Consider the following 19,109-nt stretch of genomic DNA (forward strand, 5'->3'; position numbering starts at 1 on the left):
GACGAACAGGGCCAACTGTAGAATAACCTCCTGTAAAGCCGGTAGTCCCTGTTGTTTGATGGCGTCGAACTGACCGTTGGAAATCAGATAGCCGTACTGAAACTAATCGTGTCGGTCGATGAGCACCATAACCCGCCCCCACGATACAGCAAGTCGTTTTCATGCCGGTTCTTGGTTATCGGTATACGGTTTTCGGTTTACGGTAGGGGGTGGGGCTGTTAAATTCTTGATTTGATACTACCAGAAGCCAAATTTCCTTCGGCTAACCATACCCCCCGCCCCCTGAAGGGGGTGAAATTTGCAAGCAAACTACTCCCCCTTCAGGGGGGCGGGGGGTAAACAGGCTAGAACTTAACAGCCCTGGGTGGGGGTATTGTGTAGCCTGACGGCTACCGGTCGTAGATGATAGCTTTATTGGCCGCTGTCGCGTCCACCAGACCTGGGGGGTTGGGCTACACACTACAGCCTCTGTGAACTGAAAACCGTATACCGAAAACGTTACAACTGATCGGACAGAAACTGTCGGACGGTCTGATAGGGGCGTTGCGCTGTCGCCTTACCGTTAACGGGTTTGTCGGCTGCGGAGCCGGTAGCCGACTCGGCGGGGCGGGGTGGCCGGTTGGTCGTGGCCAGCAGTCGTTCCCGCTGAAGTTGTCGCTGTTCATCATCCGTGAGCGTACTCCGAACGGCAGTGCCCTGCCCGTAGCCGTCGTTGAAGTTGCCGATGCGACTGTCGGTTTGCGCCAGTTTCAGTTCGGCCAGCAGATGAGTCAAATCCGCTGTCTGTGTTTGAATCCTGGTCTTTAGTTCGGCCAGATTGGGCAGCAGGTCGAGGTTGTGCTGCAACACGTTCTGCTGCGTGCGTTGTTCGGCCAGCTCACTGTCCAGCGGAGCCATTTCCTTGTCCATTCGCCGTAGCCGACGCCGGTATTTGCCCAATCGGATGTCAGCCTGTAGCCAGCGAAACCAGAACGCCGACAGAACGGGCAGCGCAATACCCAGACAGACGGCCCCCGCCAGCGCAAACAGAATACCACTCAGTACGAACGACAGCAGCGCCCAGGGGCTGTTGACCAGTGCCAGATTCAGTTCGCTCGATTCCGCCAGTTGCTTCTCGATCTGATTCATCACCGAGGGCGACAGGGTTGGCGTTGCGGCTAATGGATCATTACCCAACTGCAACTGCCTGACCGACTTGTTGATGGCCGCCTTCAACTGATCGGTGCGGTAAGCTTCGTACCGAAACCAGCCCAGCACGGCCAGGGTCAGTACGGCGAACACGGCCAGCGCCATCTTGAATCGTTCGTAGCGGCCCCGGTTCTGCGTCGGATTTTCCTGATACGGTTGTTCGATGAGCCGGTCGTAGGCGGGCTTGAGCAGTATCGATACCATCGCCAGCCCCACCGCAAAGGCCCAGGCCTCGTCGGAGTTGCGGATGTTGAGCGCGTAGGCAACGATCTCGTGAGAGATAATCAGGTCGCCGGCCAGAAAGGAGATACCGGCTACCAGAAAGAGCAGCCCGGCCAGCAGCGAATAGTCGGGGGCGGCTTTGGTCCGTCGCGCCTGAAGCGCATCGCGGGCGTCCAGTATCGCCTGCCGGTCGGCCTCACGCTTACTGACCTGCCTGTTCAACCGGTCGACCTGTAGCGCGTGGGTCTGTAAATCGGCGTAGGCCGTCCGGTGAGCATCGGTGGCTTCGGCAAATTGACGTTCTGTGGTCGCCAGTTCAGTCCGCTTTTCGGTAATCCGTTCGTTCAGCCAGTCGGTGCTGATCTGACTCGACAGGTACCCTTCGTAGTGGTCGCGGTCGACGCCGTCGACACCACTGCTATAGCCATGCTGATAATCAGGCTTGTTGATTGGTTCCATTCGGTTATGGGTTTACAGTACTCCGTGTACAGTTTTCGGCGTGCGACTGGCAACGGCCAGCCAGTGAACGGATCGTGCCTGCTGCGGAATCGTGTGATTCCGTGACGGACCGCACCACAGTGGCCACCGTGTGACGAACCAGCATATGTCGACTACCGTAAACTGTATACTTAACTAAACAATACCGTACGTTGCGCTTCCGTCAGGCGGTTATGGAGGCTACGAGCCAGCGTAAACTCGCTTAGAAACAACTGAATCAGCGCGTCGCACTGGGCGTTATGCCGGGTGAGTTCGGTTTCCTGCTGATTAAGCAACGTTGTTAACTGGGCTTTCTGTGCCCGCAAGGCGTTGATTTCCTGTTGACAGACAGCAACTTGCTGCGTGAGTGAGTCGATCAGTGGTAACGACGTGTGCCGGCTTGCCCTGAGCGAAAAGCCGCGTAACCCGTTGGCAATCAACCGTCCGGCAGTGGGCAGGAGAGCCAACAGCACGACTGATAACAGTACTGCCTGCCCAACTGATTGCGTACTGAGCGCAGCGGTCAGGACAAAGCCTGCTACGATCAGGGGTAGTCCCAGTGTGTTGAGTAGCCAGCCAACGAACCGTTCCCGGTCGGGTTCCGCAGGCTGACTAAACGGACCGGCGATACCCGCCAGACAAACCCCCAGGCTAATGAATACACTGCCATATACCGGTTGCGTTGTCTGGTCGATCAGAAAAAAAGCGCCGGTACCCGTTCCCACACCCAGCGCCAGCGCAAGGACCGAACGGGCCGGGTTGGGAGCCGTTAGGTGTTGTTTATACAGCGTGTCGATCCGGTGCTGCTCGTCCCGCTGCCGATTCTCCTGCTGGGCTAACTGCTCGTTCAGTTCGGTAAGCTGAGTCCGTAACTGATTAATAGCCTGACTAATGGGCGTTGTCTGCCGGGCTATGTAGGCGCGGATGACAGCCAGTTTATCGTCGGGATCAGCGTCTGACATGCCATACAGTACACCTTCGTCGCGCAGCGTTTCTTCATCGGTGAGCCAGGCGGGTAAGGCCTCTGCAGGTTCCTGACCCGATAAAGCCGGAAGGATCGGTGTGGTCATGGGGACCTGTACTGGGGTGGTGAGCGGGACAGAATGGGGCGCGGGCGGGGTGGAACGGAATACCGCCCGCAACTGGTTGAGAAAAAGCATAATCAGAACTGGTAACCGGATTGGCAGAAGTGCTCGTACGAAGGCGTCCCCCAAAAATGTACAGCAATGGCGTGATGACGTGTGAACGAACGCTGTCTACCTACAGTAAACGCTCACAGATCGGTCTGACGTTGCAAATAAGCGGATTTTCGCCAGAAATAGATGCTACCACCGTCGTGACTACGCCGTAACGACGGGTTTGACCAGCCAGCGGAAGAGTGACCAGGCGATGAGCATCAAGCTAAAAAAGAGTACACTCAGTGTCGGATTATACCAGATGATCGCCAATAGACAGACAACCGACAGAGTAAGCGCCAGCATGGGTACGAAGGGATAACCGGGTGTCTGGAAGGGGCGGGGTAGATCCGGCTCCGTTTGGCGCAGGCGGAATAGACTCAACAGGCTGCTGATATACATGACCAGTGCGCCAATGACCGACAGCGTGATGATCTGCCCCGTCGTACCGGAGAACAGCGCGGCCAGTCCAACCAGCCCGCCGGCAATCAGCGACCAGTGTGGTGTCTGGAAGCGGGTGTTTACGTCGGCCAGAAAGCGGGGCAGGTAGCCCGCCCGCGCCAGCGCGAACAGTTGCCGGGAATAGCCTAGTGTGTTAGCGTGAAAGGACGCGATCAGGCCAAACAGCCCCAGTCCGGCGAATAGCTTCGACCACGGATTTTGTCGTCCCAGCGCTACGGCCAGCGTTTCGGGTAGGGGGTAGTCTATGGTACTAAGCTGTCGCCAGTCGCCGACGCCCGCGCAGAGCAGCATGGTAGCCAGCGCCAGCACCACCAGTGTAGCGATACTGAGCAGATAACCACGGGGAATCGTTTTGTTGGGGTCGCGCACTTCTTCGGCAACCATCGCTACGCCTTCAATGGCCAGGTAAAACCAGATGGCAAAGGGAATAGCCGCGAAAATACCCCCTATGCCAAACTCTTCGTTATGGGCCAGCACGTTTTCGGTGCGGTAGGCAGGCGCGACCAGCACCAGAAAAAACAGTAGTTCGGCCACCGACAGAAAGGTAATGATGACCGAAAAATTGGCCGACTCGCGAATACCGAGCAGGTTGATGCCGATGAATACGACGTATGACCCTACCGCCACCCACAGTACGGGCAGGGCAGGGTTGAGGAAATGGGCATACGCGCCCAGCGCAGCTGCGATAGCTGGTGGGGCCATTAGAAAATCGATCAGCGTAGCAAAGCCCGCCACAAACCCACCCGTGGGACCGAACGCCCGCAGCGCATACGCAAACGGACCGCCCGCGTCGGGAATGGCGGCTGTCAGTTCAGTGTAGCTGAAAATAAACGCGAGGTACAGCACCGTGACCAGCAGTGTCGCCCAGAAAAAACCGACCGTTCCGGCCACGGCCCAGCCGTAATTCCAGCCGAAATATTCACCCGAAATCACCATGCCCACAGCGATAGCCCATAGCTGTGTGGTAGTGATGGCTTTCTTGAGACTGTTGGACTGAGTCATGCGCGGGTGGTTTTAAACACGGAGGTACGGAGGAAAACACGGAGCGTACAGAGAAAGCAGCTAATACTCTGTGCGCTCTGTGGCTCCCTCCGCGTCTCTGTGTTTAGAAAAAAATGTTCCTTCGTCTACGGTGATGACGTAAGCCCGGCCACCGGCCCGCTCGATGGCGTCGGCCACCTGTTCGGGCTGCACAGGCGCGTAAACGAACATGCAGCCACCCCCGCCGGAGCCATTGATTTTACCACCCAGTGCACCGGCGTTTAACGCGGCATCGAGCATCCGGTCAATTTTGGGCGTCGAGATGCGCTGGGCATCCCGCAGGTTGGTCTGGTGGTCGTTGAGCAGCTTGCCAAAGCGACTGTGATCGAATGGCTCGGCCGGGTTGCTGAGTAGCGTTAGCGCGTCGCGCAGAATGTCGCGGTTGGCCAGGTTACCTTTCAGCAGGATATACTCGTCTTTCGTCAGTATATCCTTGTATTCGGTTGCCTGCGTTAACTCCGTCGTGTGCAGCGAGAAGGTCGGATCGAGGGCACTCAGTCGTTTGACGATGTCGAGCATCCCGAACTTGACCCGGCTCAAAATGCCGATTGTATCTTTCGGTTCGCGCGAATCGCCGAGCACGAACGTGCCCAACGGCGGTGTCAGCGTTTGCAGGGCAATCGCCGGTGTCGATTCCAGGTAAATCAGCTGACCGACTGCTGTCGAGTAGTGATCCATCATGCCGCCGGGCTCGCCAAACTCCAGCACTTCGGCCGTGTAGGCCAGTTCGGCAATCCGTTTGGGGGATAATGTAACCGGCTGATCGGCCAGGTGCGTCAGCAGATTGATCCAGCTGACCAGCAAAGCCGACGAACTCGACGTGCCCGAATTGATGGGGATTGTACCGCGAACCGTGCCCGTGATGCCCCGACTAAATGAATAGCCTTCCCGCAGCAGGATGTTTACCGCCGACCGAAAATAGTCGCGCTCGCTGAGGTAAGGCAGTGGTTGACCGGTAAAGGGAATAGCCACATGGCCGCCAATATCGGGCAGATCAAGCCGAAAACCCGGTTGGTCGTCGGGCTGGGCGGTGATGGCAATTCGGCGGGAGATGGCGGCTGCAATGACCGGCAGCCCCAGATAGTCCTGATGCTCACCGAACAGGCAGATGCGCCCCGGCGTCGACGCGGTTACAGCTACGGGCATTGAAACAGGTTCGTGGTTTGTCGTTGGTGGTTCGTGGTTTATCGAGAATAGCGCAGACCGTATGAACTACGAACCATCAACGACAAACCACGAACCAAGACTACCAGCTATTGCGCTTGTGACCCGATACGGCGTAGTACAGAATGAAGCCGAACAGGGGAAGCAACATAGCGTAAGCGATTTGTGGGCTATAGGTATCGGTCAGGTAGCCGTGAACCAGCGGCAGGAGCGCACCACCGGAGATACCCATGATAAGCAGGGCAGACCCAATTTTGGTGAAACGACCCAGCCGGTTCAGGGCCAGCGGCCACAGGGCAGGCCAGATCGGCGCCAGACCGAAGCCGAGCAGTGCCACGCACAATACTGATGTAAAACCACTGGTCAACAGGGTGGCTGTCGTTAGTACCAGACCGTAAGCAGCGCCGAAGCGCAGGGCTGTTTGCTGCGAAACGTAACGCGGAATCAGGAAAATACCCAACAGATAACCCGCCAGCAGGCCATAGAGTGTGTAGGTCGTGAAATACTTAGCTTCAGCATTGTCGAAACCTAAGGCTTTGCCATAGTTGATGATCGTATCGCCGGCGATAACCTCGGCACCCACGTAGCAAAATAGCGCCAGTACGCCCAGCACAAGGTTAGGAAACTGCCAGACACTGTCGTGCGTGGCTACGTCATTCGGTGTGTCGTTCTGTTCTTCCGATACTTCGGGCAGGTTTGAGAAGCGAATTAGAACGGCAACGGCAACGAGCACGCCCGTCAGAAACAAATACGGGGTAACTAACCGGGCCAGTGACTCCGCACCCGTTAAGTTTTCACTCCCCGACAGCAGCAAATGGCCGAAGATAAGCTGACTGCCAATGCCCGCCAGTTTGTTGGCAATACCCAGGAAGCTGATCCGTTGCGCTGCGCTCTCACGAGGTCCGATAATCGTCGCGTATGGATTGGATGCCGTCTGGAGAACCGTCATGCCGATGCCGATCAGAAACAGACCCAACAGAAACAGCGGGTAGGATACGGCTTTGGCTGCTGGTACAAAGATCAGCGTTCCCACAGCCATGACAATCAGCCCCAGCGACATCCCGTTCTTGAAGCCCGTCCGCTTGAGTACGGCCGATGACGGAATTGCCATTAGCGTGTACGAAATAAAGAAGGCGAATGCAACCAGGTTCGAGCCGACTGTACTTAGGCTAAACGCTTCCTTGAAAAAGGCAATGAGTACGCTGTTGAGCCAGGTAAGAAAACCAAATATGGAAAACAGAGCCGCTATAATTAGCAGCGGACCGATGTACGAACTGGTTTTAGGGGGAGGAGCCGTGGGTGTCATGCAGGAGTAACGGGATGGGCAGCTAAGCTGAGCAGAAGAATATTTTTAAATTATTTTACAAATAAGCCAAATCTGTCGCATTCCTGCAAATCGGCCGTCAGAAAGCATCGTTCAGCGCAAAAATGGGTTTGTTACTTTTCCACTTTCCCCGGGTAAAGTCAGGAATGTCGACGGCTTTACTGCCCCCGGCGATACTTTGCTCCGACAGGGGGCTGATGGCGCTCCAGGCGGCTGCATCGTACACGTCGATAGGAACGGGTCCTTTGGCTTTTACGGCCTCGATAAAGCCGCGCAACACGAAAAAATCAATACCACCGTGTCCGCTATGTTCAGCCGTTTGGGCATGCCGTTTCCAAAGCGGGTGATCGTACTTATCCTGGTAAGCCGCAAACGGCTCCCACGTATGGGCTTTCGGGGTGATGCCTTCCAGATAGATCATGTCATTGTCGTCCATCCAGATGCCCTGCGTACCCTGCGCCCGGAAGCCCAGCGAGTAGGGGCGGGGCGAATTGGTGTCGTGAATGATGACGATGTTTTCCCCGTTGGCACATTCGATCATTGTCGTAACGACGTCGCCGAGCTTGAAATTGACTTTGGCGTTCGGATGATTTTCGCCACCATGATCGACGACGTACTTGTGCAGCCCCCGACTTTTGGTGGCCATGCTTGTCAGCCGCACAAACTGATTGCCCCGGTTGATGTTGAGCCAGTGCGCGACCGGTCCCAGTCCGTGCGTGGGGTAGAGGTCGCCGTTGCGGTCGACCGAGTGTTGCGTGCGCCAGCGGGCTTCCGAATAGCCTTTCGCGCCGAATTCTGCGCCGACGCCGTGGCCCTTGCCGTCGTTGAATTTAATGTTGCGCAGGTCGTGCTGATAGCCACAGTGGGCGTAGGTCATTTCGCCGAACAGCCCCTGCCGGACCATGTTCAGCACGGCCAGTACGTCGCGCCGGTAGCAAACGTTTTCCAGCATCATGCAGGGCATACCCGTCTTTTCCGATGCGTTGACCAGATCCCAGGACTCCTGGAGTGTCACGGTCGCCGACACTTCCACCGCAGCGTATTTCCCCGCTTTCATCGTCGCCACGGCCATCGGTACGTGCCATTCCCAGGGCGTGGCAATTACGACGCCATCCAGATCGTCGCGTTTCAGCATCTGCTCGAAGGCTTTGTCGCCCTTACTGTAGGCTTCCGGTAATGGTCGACCGGCTTTTTTGATCAGCTCATTGGTCGCGGCAATACTGGCCGGGTCAAGGTCGCAGATCGCCGGGATAACGACGTCGTCGCGGAAGAGCGCCTGTTGCACATGGTTTCGCCCCCGAAGGCCGACGCCGATAAAACCAAGTCGTACCGTAGCTTTCGGTGCTTTCGCGCCGGTAAGGAATGTCGGGAAAACCGTAGCTGCGGCACCGGTCAGGGCGGTGGTTTTGATAAACTCGCGACGGGTTGGCTGATTCATAACGAAGCGATAAGTAAGGTTTGGTGAATCCGGGTGTGCACGCGTAAAACAAGACGCAGCAATATAGCCTTATTTCGCTGGTTTTTCCAGCTCAGGTCCTCTGATCACAACGGTAGAGTGTGTTGCCAATTCGGCGTCGTTGGGCCATTCGTTGAAGACATCCCGTTCTTCTTCTTCGATGGCCCGGTATACGCTGGGTGGATTTACGAACGCGCGGATTTCGAATGCCTGTCCAATGTTCAGTGGATCGAGACCACCAATAAATACCTGACCACGCCAGGTTCCGTCTTTCTTCACCGGGATGGGTGGTTGCACGTAGCATTTGCCCCCCAGTGTCACCGGACGAACGACGACCCAGACCGTATCGGCATTCGCTACACGGCCCGCTACAAACGGACGTCGGGGAACGGTCTGTCCGTGCAACGGGTACGAAATTGTCAGCTTACTCGGCGCTATCCTGGCAGGTGTCTGATGCAGCATTGTGTAGCTACCGGCGACCGCAATCAGTGTGAACATGCCGATAACGATGTACCACCAGACCCGATTACGACCAGTGTGTTTTGCCGGATACGGTGCTGACTCATCGCCGGTCGGAATAGGCCGTCCGTGGGCATACGATCGGCATGTGTTCAGAATTTTTCGGCCCGGCACGTACGTGCTATCTGTGAAGAGCAGGGCTAATGTATTTGTGCTGGGAATATGGATAGTCGTGTTTGTCCGGTCTAGCCCCCGGATTACGTAAAACTCTTCTTCGAAAGAAGACCGAAGCGGTTCATAGTTGGCGCGGTTAGTATTGTAATCGAATTGGGGAAATCGGTCGTGGTCACGCGTAGTATAAGCATGGTATGTACGCTTTATATCCTCGCGAAGGGCAATTATATCAGGATCAGTAGGTGTTTGTAGCGCATTTTCCATACAGTGAAAAAACGGTAAGATAACGGTAATGGACAGAAAGCAACTGAAGCAGAAACGTAAAGCAGCGGTAAGGTAAACGAGAAATGGGAAAGAGGTACATTCTGGGGGGGGAGTATTTTTGTAAAGCTGCCAGCAGATAAAAATAGGGCTGCTTTGTGGCAACTTCTATCCACACCCGTATAGTCTAGTAATGACAATGCCCACCGGAAGCGGTGGGCATTGTCATGTGCGTACGGAAATTAATCCGCTACTGATGGGGAGGGGATGGGTTGGTTCGGCTGGCGCCACCACGCCCGGCGCGGGTAGGTGCCACCCAGGCTGAACGGTTCGCCGATTTGTGGGGTCACGAGTGGCAAGGGTGTTTTGGCAATCTGCGCTTCCAGTCGATTGATAGGTTCATCCCAGGCATGAATCGACAGCGCAAATTTGCCCCAGTGTACGGGTAATAGCAGCTTGGTGTTCAGGTCGTGCGCGGCCTGGGCGGTTTGCTCGGGAAACATGTGGATGTTCGGCCAGTCTTTGCCGTACTGCCCGCATTCAAGCATGGCTAAATCGAACGGGCCGAATTTCTCGCCGATGATCTTGAACTGCCTGTCGTAGCCCGAGTCGCCACCGATAAATAGCCGGTAGCCGTTCAGGTCCAGTGCGAAAGATGACCAAAGGGTGTTGCCACGGGTCAGACCCCGTCCCGAAAAGTGGCGCGCGGGTGTCGCCGTCAGGCGAATACTGTCGCTGATAGTATTACTTTCCCACCAGTCCAACTCCACAATCTGCTCGGGGGTATATCCCCATCGTTCGAGGTGAGCCCCCACGCCAAGTCCCGTGTAAACTTTCTTTACCTTGGGTAACAACTTCGGTATCGTTACGGCATCGAGGTGGTCGTAGTGGTCGTGGGTCAGAATCAGCAGGTCAATCGGTGGCATGTCGTCGGCGCTGTAGACGTTCGTACCGGGGAACGCTTTGCTGAAAAACGAGACCGGGGCCGTGTAGCCGCTAAAAACCGGATCGACCAGAATCGTTGTGCCGTTCGACTTGATGAGGTAGGACGAATGACCAAACCAGACGACGGTGGGCGTACTGTCGGGCAGTGCGCTTAGATCGGTACGAACGGTCGGGAGCGGGCGGGGCGGAACGTTATCGGCGGGCTTGTCGAAAAAGTCGCGGGCCATATCCAGCATCGACGCATCCTTACGCATGACGTCGGTGGGTTCGATGTTCTGGAACGAACCCGCCCGGTACTGCGGTGAGCGTTTGATGCGGGCGAGCCGGTCGCCAGAAGGATTACTGCCAAACGGCGCCGAGTTGATGAAAAGAAAGGCCGCTAGAGCCAGAACAGCCAGAATGATGACGATGGTAAGCATGAATCGGCGGAATGAGGACATGACCGACTAACTGGTCTGAAACGCCATCGGTTCCGGGTTCAGCCGGAACCGATGGGTTATACCGGGCGTTACCCTAATATACCGACCCGTCGTCCGTCCGACAGCCGGGGCGCGAACCGAAGCCGTCAACAATCTGTTGCGGTTGAGTTGACAATACAAGGGGTATTCCGTGCTACATACCCCGGCAGGCGATTGTGTAGTGCACAACCTTTGCGCGGACAGTCGGTTGTATGACAGAAATTGACGTATTGATTATGACCGACGCTCCTCCCGTGGATAACACCACCGTGGATGCTCCCCAGGCGGCTACCGTCCGCGCCGAAATGCCCCGCGTGGCGGTATTTCGAAAAGAGCATTTCAACGCAGCCCATCGCCTGCACAATCCCAATTGGTCCGACGAGAAAAACACGCGGGTATACGGGAAATGCAATAACCCCAACTACCACGGTCACAACTACGAACTGATCGTGCGGGTAGTTGGGCCGATCGACGCCGAAACGGGTTACGTGCTGGATATGAAGGTATTGGGTGACCTGATTAAAGCGCAGGTGACTGATCGCTTCGACCACAAAAACCTGAATCTCGACACGGCCGAGTTTGCTGATCTGAATCCGTCCGCCGAAAACATCGCCATCGTTATTTACAACCGGCTACGAAGCCATTTACCGGAGACATTAGACCTCTCCATCAAACTGTATGAAACCGAACGGAACTTCGTCGAATACCCCGCGTAACGGCGTCCATCGTGATGGGCTGTACCGCGACGCGCCAGACTATAACGGTCAGCCTGCCGATCAGCTGCTGGCCGACGAAATCGGCGATGTTCACGGTGCGGCTGCCCTCGATACGCCCATGCGTCCCGATGCGTTCGCCCTGGACGACGATACCAAAATCGACCTGATCGAAGAACATTTCCGGGAGATCATGAACATTCTGGGGCTCGACCTGACCGATGATAGTCTGAAAGGCTCTCCCCGGCGCGTGGCCAAGATGTACGTGAAGGAAATCTTCCGGGGACTCAATCCCGATAATAAACCGGCCCCAACGCTGTTCGACAACAAGTTTCGGTACAACGAAATGCTGGTCGAGAAAGACATTACGGTGCAAACCTACTGCGAGCATCATTTCGTACCGATTCTGGGCAAAGCGCACGTGGCGTATATCTCCAGCGGTAAAGTGATCGGTCTGTCGAAGCTGAACCGGATTGTCGAATACTACTGCAAACGGCCTCAGGTACAGGAACGACTCACGATGCAGATCGCTGACGAGCTGAAGCGCGTACTGGAAACCGACGACGTAGCCGTGCTTATCGACGCCAAACACCTGTGTGTGTCGACCCGGGGGGTGCAGGATATCAATTCATCCACGATTACGTCGTCGTATAGTGGCAAGTTTGCTGACGACGCAACCCGGCAGGAACTACTGCGGTATATAGGGTAGTTCTTTGGGAGTTGTGGAGTCGTAACGTTGCAGGGTTGTAAAGTTGCTATCGCACGCGTTACCGGCCGGATGGGCTGACGCGCCAGTAACTTTACAACCCTGCAACGTTACGACTTTAAAACTTTTGGTGCACACAATGTTTTTATCGCTAAAAACGTCAGCGTAATGAACGGTAAAAACATACTTATCGTCGGTGCCAGCTCAGGCATCGGCCACGCATTGGCCCAGCAGCTACAGGCTGCCGGAGCAACCCTTTTTACGGCCGGCCGGCAACAGCCCGAGGGCATCGAGTCGACACACATGACCTGGGATGTCAGCCAGACGGCGGCTACGGACGCCCTGACCAGTCTGCCCGATACGCTGCATGGACTCGTCTACTGCCCCGGTACCATTAACCTCAAACCGTTTCAGCGACTCGAACCCGCCGACTACCGGTCTGACCTGGAAATCAATGTGCTGGGGGCCATCGCGGCCATTCATACCTCGCTCACGGCGCTCAAATCAGCGAAAGGAGCCAGCGTCGTACTATTCAGCACGGTAGCTGCCAAATTGGGTATGGGCCTGCATTCGTCGGTATCGGTGGCCAAATCGGCCGTCGAGGGACTGACGAAATCGCTGGCTGCCGAGTTTGCTCCACTAAAGATTCGCGTCAACGCCGTGGCTCCTTCACTGACGGATACGCCACTGGCGCAGAACCTACTCAGTACCGACGAACGGCGCGACGCTGCCAACAAACGCCATCCGCTGAGCCGGGTTGGCACCCCCGACGACATTGCCAGTATGGCCGCTTACCTGCTCGACGACAAAGCGGGCTGGATAACCGGGCAGGTTATCGGTGTCGACGGCGGGATGGGAAGTTTGAAATAAGAAGGTACAGTAGGGAATTGACCATTGTTCTTTTACAGCTATTTTTTGTCATCCCGACAATAGGAAGGATCTTCGGCAAAAGGAGGTTATTCACCTACTACCGAAGATTCCTCCTGTCGTTGGGATGATAGAAAACTTTACCAACAAATCACATTAAACAATCACAAAAGAAAAGGGGCTTCCAGCAACGGAAGCCCCTTTTCTTTTGTGGTACGAATCAGCTTACTCCGGCTTGCCGTCGACCATGCGCCGAATGCCGAGTGGGTTGGCGTTCTGCAGAGCGAGTGGCAATAATTCGTTGGGGAAGCTTTGGTACGAGATGGGCCGGACGAAGCGCAGAATAGCCCCCGTGCCGACCGAGGTGGTCCGACCGCCGTCTGTCGTAGCCGGGAACGGTCCGCCGTGGGTCATGGCTTCGCACACTTCCACGCCGGTCGGGAAGCCGCCAAAAAGTACCCGTCCGGCCTTGGCCTGTAAAAGATCGATCCAGTTGATCGACGACTGTTTCAACTCGGCCGTTGTCGCGTAGATCGTAGCCGTCAGCTGTCCTTCCAGCTGATTCAGACAGTCGCGTAGCTCGGCTTCGGTATCGCACACAACGACCAGCGAACTCGGCCCGAATACTTCTTCGCCCAGATCGGCATTGCTTAGAAACTGCGAGGCTGTGGTCGTCAGCAACGTTGGCCGTCCCTGATTCTGACTGGCCTGCGCATCGGTGTCGCTTTCAGCCCGGCGCTGTACGCCCGGCATCAGTGCCAGATGATTGATACCTTGTTCGAACGCCTGCCGGATACCGTCGGTCAGCATCGTCGCCGGTGCCGACGCCCGGATTTTCTCCGCCAGCGTACCCAGAAACTGCTCGGTTTTGGGCGAAGTAAGCAAAAATACGAGACCAGGGTTGGTGCAAAACTGCCCGACGCCCAGCGTAATCGACCCGGCTAGTCCGGCGGCTACCGTCGTGGCAGATGCAGGACCCGTCTCATCAGCAATAGCGCCCGGCAGCACGACGAGCGGGTTGACGGCGCTCATTTCGGCGTAGACTGGAATGGGCTCCGGACGGTTCTGGGCGACACGCAGCAGCGCCAGACCACCCCGACGTGAACCGGTGAAACCAACGGCCTTGATCGCCGGATGGGCGACCAGCGCCTGCGCGACTTCGTTATCTGCGTGAAGCAGCGAGAAAACACCGTCGGGCATGCCGGTCTTCTGAGCGGCTGTCGTAATGGCCATCGCTACCAGCGACGAGGTGCCGGGGTGGGCGGGGTGCGCTTTAAACACCACTGGACAGCCAGCTGCCAGCGCCGACACGGTATCGCCACCTGCGACCGAAAAGGCAAGGGGGAAATTACTTGCGCCAAACACGACGACCGGACCGAGTGGCATCAGCATCTGCCGCAGGTCGGGGCGGGGCAGGGGTTGCCGGTCGGGCAGGGCGGGGTTGATACGGGCGTCGACCCACGAACCCTCGCGCAACAGATTGGCAAACAGACGAATCTGTCCCATCGTACGGCCCCGTTCACCCGTAATGCGGGCGGTTGGGAGACCGCTTTCCAGGACGGCCCGTTCAATCAGTTCATCGCCCAGCGCGTCGATCTCGCTGGCAATCGCGTCGAGGAAATCAGCGCGTTTGTGCGGATGCAGGTGTGCATAGGGGCTAAAGGCGGCTGCGGCTTTGTCGACCGCTGCATTGGCCTGCTCAGGCGTGACGTTGGTAAACCCTTCGGCCAGCGCTTCACTTGTAGCAGGTGCATACGCCGAAAACGGCATTCCTTCCCCTGCCACGGCCTCCTGACCGATGAAGTTGACGTTGAGCTGATTCTGTGTAGTAAGCATAAAGAAATAAGTTGTTTTCGATTGTCGGTATACGGTTCTCGGTGTACAGCGGTTACGATATACTGGCTTCTGGTGCGAGTCAGCAGGAACCGTATACCGAGAACTATAAACCGTATACCGTTTATACCATCGGCCCGACGCGTTCGAGCAGGGCTTTGGTTTTGCGAATACCGTCGTATTCGTCCAGCGTGTCGCCTTCGTACTCGATGCCAACCGTTCCCCGGAAACCGCTGTCTTTCACGATTTTCATGATGCGCGGGTAATCGGTTTCGACGCAGTTGCCACTGGCGTCGAAGTTGAATGTCTTGGCCGACACCCCTTTGGCGTAAGGCATCAGGTCTTTCGTGCCGGTGTAGCGGTCGTATTCGTCGGCGCAGCTGTGGTCGGCATTGCGCTTCAGGCAGAAATTGCCGAAATCGGGCAGCGTACCGACGTTCTTGCGGTTGACCTGCTTCATGACGTTGGCCAGCCATTGTCCGTTTGACGAGTAGCCGCCGTGGTTTTCGACGATAACGTTGATTCCCATCGTACCGGCAAATTCGCCCAGTTTGCTCAGCCCTTCGATCGCGCCCTTGCTGACTTCCTCGGCCGTGCCCGACCCCGCTGCGTTGACCCGAATCGTTTTGCAGCCCAGGTATTTGGCGCACTCGACCCACTTGTGGTGGTTTTCGATGGCTTTGGTCAGTTCAGCCTTATCGGTCGCGCCGAGGTTACCCTCGCCATCGATCATAATCAGGTGATTCTTCACGCCGTTGTCCTTACAGCGGGTTAGCAGATCGTTCAGGTACGTTTTGTCCTGCGCCTTATCTTTGAAGAACTGATTGACAAACTCGATGATGCTGATATCGAATTCTTTACGGGCGATGGCCGGGAAATCGAGATTGGTGATTTTCTTGGCGAACAGGGCCTTGTGCAGCGACCATTCGGCCAGTGAGATGTCGAAGAACAGTTTGCGGGGGGCTGCGTCGGCAAGCGCGTCGGTGAGGACCGGCGGCATCAGGCTGAGTGCTGACAGCGAGCCGGTCGTCTGTAGAAAACCACGTCGGGTAACGTTCATGTCGGTAAGGGGAAAAGAAGTAAGTCCTGACCACAAAAGACCGCTTTCCACCGCGAAAAAACAAACCGCCGTACTATCCCCCAACTACCCGGTAGCAGAAAGCCGTATTGCGCCAGTTTTATACGTACTTTGGTCACTTTTCTACCAGCTATGATTACACTCGACACCATTCGGGCTGCTCACGACCGTATCCGCCCCCATATCCACCACACGCCTGTACTGACCAATCAAACCCTGAATGACCGTACCGGTGCATCGTTGTTTTTTAAGTGCGAAAACTTCCAGAAGATCGGTGCATTCAAGGCGCGGGGGGGCTTAAATGCGGTCTTGCAGGTGGTTGATACGAAGGCGGGTAAAGCCGTGGCGACGCATTCGTCCGGCAACCATGCACAGGCGGTAGCCTATGCCGCCCGGCAGGTCGGCCTGCCCGCGTACATCGTCATGCCACGCACCGCCCCGCAGGTCAAGAAAGATGCCGTTCGGGGGTATGGGGCTGAAGTGATTGAGTGCGAACCCACGCAGGCTGCCCGCGAAGCGGGGGTACAGACCATTATCGATGAAACGGGTGCCGTGCTGGTCCATCCCTATGACGATGAGTGGGTTATTGCCGGACAGGCAACGGCGGCTACTGAGTTAATTACGGACTTCGGACAGCCCCCGTTCGACCTGATCCTGACGCCCGTTGGTGGGGGCGGACTACTAAGCGGTACGGCCCTGGCAACGCACTTCCTGTCGCCCACAACGCGTGTGATCGGTTGCGAACCGGAGGGAGCCGCTGATGCTGTGCTGTCATTCCAGAGTGGACAGGTCGAAAGCGCCCCCTATATTGACACCATCGCCGATGGCCTGATGGCCCGGTTGAGCGATCGTACACTGGGCTACATCCGCCAGCATGTGTCGGCGATTCTGACCGTACCCGATGCGGACATCATTGCGGCTATGCGGTTGGTCTGGGAGCGGATGAAGATTATTATCGAACCGTCCTGCGCCGTAACACTAGCCGTTGTGCTACGCTATCCCGATCAGTTTGCCGGTAAGAAAGTAGGTGTCATCCTGACCGGCGGCAATGTCGACCTCGGCAAACTTCCGTTTTGATGATAAACCGATCTGATAGGCCTGCTCATGTTAGTCGTCAACGTGTACTGGTCTGCTTGCCAATATGTTAAAAATAAAAACAATAACCCCTGAGCAAACCTACCCCCTGCGCCATGCGGTGCTGTGGCCTGACAAACCGTACGCGTTCGTGCGCGTCGACAACGACCACGAGGGGTATCACTATGGCGCATTCGAAGGTGAGGAGTTGATTGCGGTAATTTCCCTTTTCGTGTATCCCGACGACGGGAGGCTGGTTGCGCGATTCCGCAAGTTCGCCACCCACCCGGACTGGCAGCGGAAGGGTGTAGGCTCGCAACTGATGCAGCACATACGGAAGGAGGCTCTGCGGATGGAGGCAACCCGGCTTTGGTGCGATGCCCGGCTCGACGCGGCCGACTTTTACCGCCGGTTCGGGATGCAGCCCATCAGCGATGTGTTTTACAAAGGGCCGATCCCCTATGCCGCCTATGCCGTTGATCTGAGCGCGCATTCCTGACTAATCTGCGATAACCGTAAGGGCGCATAGCTAGTTGAGTAGACTGGACCGGTGAAACCGCGCTGGTCTGTTTAGCACAACGAAACTATGAACAATCGAAGTCTTTTGCTGGCGGCCGGGCTTGTCGCTACGTTCGCAGCCTGTAGCGAAAAAAAGAAAGCGGAGGGGACCACCGCCAGCCGGGTCGAAACGGCCGATACCGCCATTGCCTTACCGGCTCCCTACGCGACGGAATCGGCGAAAAATTTTAGCGAAGTCGTAGATTGGCCCGCCGGAAAAACACCGCAGGCACCGGCTGGCTTCACGGTAACCGAATACGCGGGTGATCTGGTCAGTCCGCGCTGGATGTACGTGGCTCCCAATGGTGATGTTTTCGTTGCTGAAGCGAATACGGAGCGGACGGGTATCAAGAAAGAAGTTATCAATGCGGTTACGGGCCGGGATAAGTCGGAGCGGTCGGGCAAGAGTGCTAACCGCATCACGTTGTTCCGCGATACGAACAAAGATGGTAAGCCAGATATGCGGGAGGTATTCCTGACCGGATTGAATCAACCGTTCGGGATGCTGGTCATTGGCGACAAATTCTACGTAGCCGACACCGACGCACTGCTGATGTATCCGTACAAGGAGGGCCAGACGAAAATGACCGGACAGGGTAAGAAAATTCTGTCGCTACCCGCCGGCGGGTACAACAACCACTGGACGCGCAACCTGCTGGCCAGCCCCGACAACAAGAAGATTTATGTATCGGTGGGGTCGGGGAGTAACGTCGGTGAACACGGCATGGACAACGAAATTCGTCGGGCTAATATTCTGGAAATCAATCCGGATGGTACGGGCGAACGTGTGTTTGCCAGCGGCTTGCGTAACCCGGTCGGCATGGATTGGCAACCCACGACGAAAACGCTGTATACGGCTGTCAACGAGCGCGACGAACTGGGCGATGATCTAGTGCCCGACTACCTGACCAGCGTTAAAGAGGGCGCTTTCTACGGCTGGCCCTACGCGTATTTCGGACCGAACGTCGACCCGCGCCGGAAAGGTGAACGGCCCGACCTGGTGAAAAAGACGGTCGTTCCTGACGTACCGCTGGGTTCACACACGGCTTCACTTGGGCTGGCTTTTTACGATCAGTCGGCATTCCCTGCTAAATACAAGAATGGCGCGTTTATCGGGCAGCATGGGTCGTGGAACCGCTCGACGCTGTCGGGCTACAAGGTCGTGTTCGTGCCCTTTACGGATGGTAAGCCCGGTACACCGGAAGATTTCCTGACAGGGTTTATCGTTGGTGACAACAAACAGGTGCATGGGCGACCGGTAGGCGTAACGGTGCTGCCCGATGGAGCCATGCTCGTTGCTGACGACGCGTCGAATCGTATCTGGCGTGTAGCTGCAAAAGGCTAGGGCAACGGAGAACTAAAAGGTTTTGAAAACCTTTTAATGTGAATCAAGAGTAGAACGCCAAAATGTAAAGACCTGCCGCCATGCGGCCCAATCCGTGCAACCAAACCCCTTTCTCCGAACGAATCTTGC

16 protein-coding genes are annotated in these 19,109 nt (G+C 56.4%); 6 read left to right on the forward strand and 10 right to left on the reverse strand.

The window, feature by feature from the left end; genetic code table 11:
* Positions 1-498 precede the first annotated feature (498 nt).
* The 8 genes from CLV58_RS19000 to CLV58_RS19035 all read right to left on the reverse strand — a co-directional run bounded on the left by CLV58_RS19000 (position 499) and on the right by CLV58_RS19035 (position 10,767).
* A complete protein-coding gene (locus tag CLV58_RS19000) occupies positions 499-1,869 on the reverse strand; it encodes a hypothetical protein (protein WP_106139407.1) in 1,371 nt (456 codons plus the stop codon).
* Between the two features lie 170 nt (positions 1,870-2,039).
* Positions 2,040-3,047, reverse strand: a complete 1,008-nt coding sequence (locus tag CLV58_RS19005; protein WP_146141477.1) for a hypothetical protein — start codon at positions 3,045-3,047, stop codon at positions 2,040-2,042.
* A 180-nt stretch (positions 3,048-3,227) separates the two neighbouring features.
* Complete coding sequence (gene eat / locus CLV58_RS19010) at positions 3,228-4,526, reverse strand: ethanolamine permease (RefSeq protein WP_106139409.1); 1,299 nt, start codon at positions 4,524-4,526, stop codon at positions 3,228-3,230.
* Between the two features lie 60 nt (positions 4,527-4,586).
* Entirely contained in the window at positions 4,587-5,711 is a 1,125-nt protein-coding gene (locus CLV58_RS19015; RefSeq protein ID WP_106139410.1) for a mevalonate kinase family protein, read from the reverse strand.
* Positions 5,712-5,811: 100 nt separating this feature from the next.
* The gene (gene gluP / locus CLV58_RS19020) at positions 5,812-7,035 is read right to left on the reverse strand and encodes a glucose/galactose MFS transporter (RefSeq protein ID WP_106139411.1); all 1,224 of its coding nucleotides are present in this window, start codon (positions 7,033-7,035) and stop codon (positions 5,812-5,814) included.
* 97 nt (positions 7,036-7,132) lie between these two features.
* A complete protein-coding gene (locus CLV58_RS19025; RefSeq protein WP_106139412.1) occupies positions 7,133-8,491 on the reverse strand; it encodes a Gfo/Idh/MocA family protein in 1,359 nt (452 codons plus the stop codon).
* A 69-nt stretch (positions 8,492-8,560) separates the two neighbouring features.
* Positions 8,561-9,406, reverse strand: coding sequence for a hypothetical protein (locus tag CLV58_RS19030; RefSeq protein WP_106139413.1), 846 nt, complete (start codon positions 9,404-9,406; stop codon positions 8,561-8,563).
* 239 nt (positions 9,407-9,645) lie between these two features.
* Entirely contained in the window at positions 9,646-10,767 is a 1,122-nt protein-coding gene (locus CLV58_RS19035) for an MBL fold metallo-hydrolase (protein WP_245882384.1), read from the reverse strand.
* A gap of 344 nt (positions 10,768-11,111) precedes the next feature.
* Between CLV58_RS19035 and CLV58_RS19040 the strand changes: the two genes are divergently transcribed.
* The 3 genes from CLV58_RS19040 (at position 11,112) to CLV58_RS19050 (ending at position 13,095) form a co-directional block, all read left to right on the forward strand.
* Positions 11,112-11,522, forward strand: coding sequence for a 6-pyruvoyl trahydropterin synthase family protein (locus tag CLV58_RS19040; RefSeq protein WP_106139426.1), 411 nt, complete (start codon positions 11,112-11,114; stop codon positions 11,520-11,522).
* The gene (gene folE / locus CLV58_RS19045) at positions 11,485-12,228 is read left to right on the forward strand and encodes a GTP cyclohydrolase I FolE (RefSeq protein WP_106139415.1); all 744 of its coding nucleotides are present in this window, start codon (positions 11,485-11,487) and stop codon (positions 12,226-12,228) included. Before CLV58_RS19040 ends, folE begins: the two co-directional genes overlap by 38 nt.
* A gap of 165 nt (positions 12,229-12,393) precedes the next feature.
* The gene (locus CLV58_RS19050; RefSeq protein ID WP_106139416.1) at positions 12,394-13,095 is read left to right on the forward strand and encodes an SDR family NAD(P)-dependent oxidoreductase; all 702 of its coding nucleotides are present in this window, start codon (positions 12,394-12,396) and stop codon (positions 13,093-13,095) included.
* Positions 13,096-13,317: 222 nt separating this feature from the next.
* Here CLV58_RS19050 and CLV58_RS19055 read toward each other — a convergent pair whose 3' ends face one another.
* Complete coding sequence (locus tag CLV58_RS19055) at positions 13,318-14,928, reverse strand: aldehyde dehydrogenase (NADP(+)) (protein WP_106139417.1); 1,611 nt, start codon at positions 14,926-14,928, stop codon at positions 13,318-13,320.
* A gap of 121 nt (positions 14,929-15,049) precedes the next feature.
* Positions 15,050-15,985: a sugar phosphate isomerase/epimerase family protein gene (locus CLV58_RS19060; protein WP_106139418.1), complete on the reverse strand. Its 936-nt coding sequence runs from the start codon at positions 15,983-15,985 to the stop codon at positions 15,050-15,052.
* 150 nt (positions 15,986-16,135) lie between these two features.
* Here CLV58_RS19060 and CLV58_RS19065 point away from each other — a divergent pair, with 150 nt between their 5' ends.
* The 3 genes from CLV58_RS19065 to CLV58_RS19075 all read left to right on the forward strand — a co-directional run bounded on the left by CLV58_RS19065 (position 16,136) and on the right by CLV58_RS19075 (position 18,980).
* Positions 16,136-17,080: a threonine ammonia-lyase gene (locus CLV58_RS19065; RefSeq protein ID WP_106139419.1), complete on the forward strand. Its 945-nt coding sequence runs from the start codon at positions 16,136-16,138 to the stop codon at positions 17,078-17,080.
* A gap of 64 nt (positions 17,081-17,144) precedes the next feature.
* Positions 17,145-17,576, forward strand: a complete 432-nt coding sequence (locus CLV58_RS19070; RefSeq protein ID WP_106139420.1) for a GNAT family N-acetyltransferase — start codon at positions 17,145-17,147, stop codon at positions 17,574-17,576.
* Positions 17,577-17,663: 87 nt separating this feature from the next.
* On the forward strand, positions 17,664-18,980 hold the full coding sequence (locus CLV58_RS19075; RefSeq protein ID WP_106139421.1) for a PQQ-dependent sugar dehydrogenase: 1,317 nt from the start codon (positions 17,664-17,666) through the stop codon (positions 18,978-18,980).
* Positions 18,981-19,109 lie beyond the last annotated feature (129 nt).

The organism is Spirosoma oryzae, assembly GCF_003002825.1.
GTDB lineage: Bacteria > Bacteroidota > Bacteroidia > Cytophagales > Spirosomataceae > Spirosoma > Spirosoma oryzae.

Bases quoted from the DNA above. Each gene is read 5' to 3' on its own strand.
- CLV58_RS19000 (WP_106139407.1), bottom strand. From the start codon at position 1,869: ATGGAACCAATCAACAAGCCTGATTATCAGCATGGCTATAGCAGTGGT.
- CLV58_RS19005 (WP_146141477.1), bottom strand. From the start codon at position 3,047: ATGCTTTTTCTCAACCAGTTGCGGGCGGTATTCCGTTCCACCCCGCCC.
- eat (WP_106139409.1), bottom strand. From the start codon at position 4,526: ATGACTCAGTCCAACAGTCTCAAGAAAGCCATCACTACCACACAGCTA.
- CLV58_RS19015 (WP_106139410.1), bottom strand. From the start codon at position 5,711: ATGCCCGTAGCTGTAACCGCGTCGACGCCGGGGCGCATCTGCCTGTTC.
- gluP (WP_106139411.1), bottom strand. From the start codon at position 7,035: ATGACACCCACGGCTCCTCCCCCTAAAACCAGTTCGTACATCGGTCCG.
- CLV58_RS19025 (WP_106139412.1), bottom strand. From the start codon at position 8,491: ATGAATCAGCCAACCCGTCGCGAGTTTATCAAAACCACCGCCCTGACC.
- CLV58_RS19030 (WP_106139413.1), bottom strand. From the start codon at position 9,406: ATGGAAAATGCGCTACAAACACCTACTGATCCTGATATAATTGCCCTT.
- CLV58_RS19035 (WP_245882384.1), bottom strand. From the start codon at position 10,767: ATGCTTACCATCGTCATCATTCTGGCTGTTCTGGCTCTAGCGGCCTTT.
- CLV58_RS19040 (WP_106139426.1), top strand. From the start codon at position 11,112: ATGCCCCGCGTGGCGGTATTTCGAAAAGAGCATTTCAACGCAGCCCAT.
- folE (WP_106139415.1), top strand. From the start codon at position 11,485: ATGAAACCGAACGGAACTTCGTCGAATACCCCGCGTAACGGCGTCCAT.
- CLV58_RS19050 (WP_106139416.1), top strand. From the start codon at position 12,394: ATGAACGGTAAAAACATACTTATCGTCGGTGCCAGCTCAGGCATCGGC.
- CLV58_RS19055 (WP_106139417.1), bottom strand. From the start codon at position 14,928: ATGCTTACTACACAGAATCAGCTCAACGTCAACTTCATCGGTCAGGAG.
- CLV58_RS19060 (WP_106139418.1), bottom strand. From the start codon at position 15,985: ATGAACGTTACCCGACGTGGTTTTCTACAGACGACCGGCTCGCTGTCA.
- CLV58_RS19065 (WP_106139419.1), top strand. From the start codon at position 16,136: ATGATTACACTCGACACCATTCGGGCTGCTCACGACCGTATCCGCCCC.
- CLV58_RS19070 (WP_106139420.1), top strand. From the start codon at position 17,145: ATGTTAAAAATAAAAACAATAACCCCTGAGCAAACCTACCCCCTGCGC.
- CLV58_RS19075 (WP_106139421.1), top strand. From the start codon at position 17,664: ATGAACAATCGAAGTCTTTTGCTGGCGGCCGGGCTTGTCGCTACGTTC.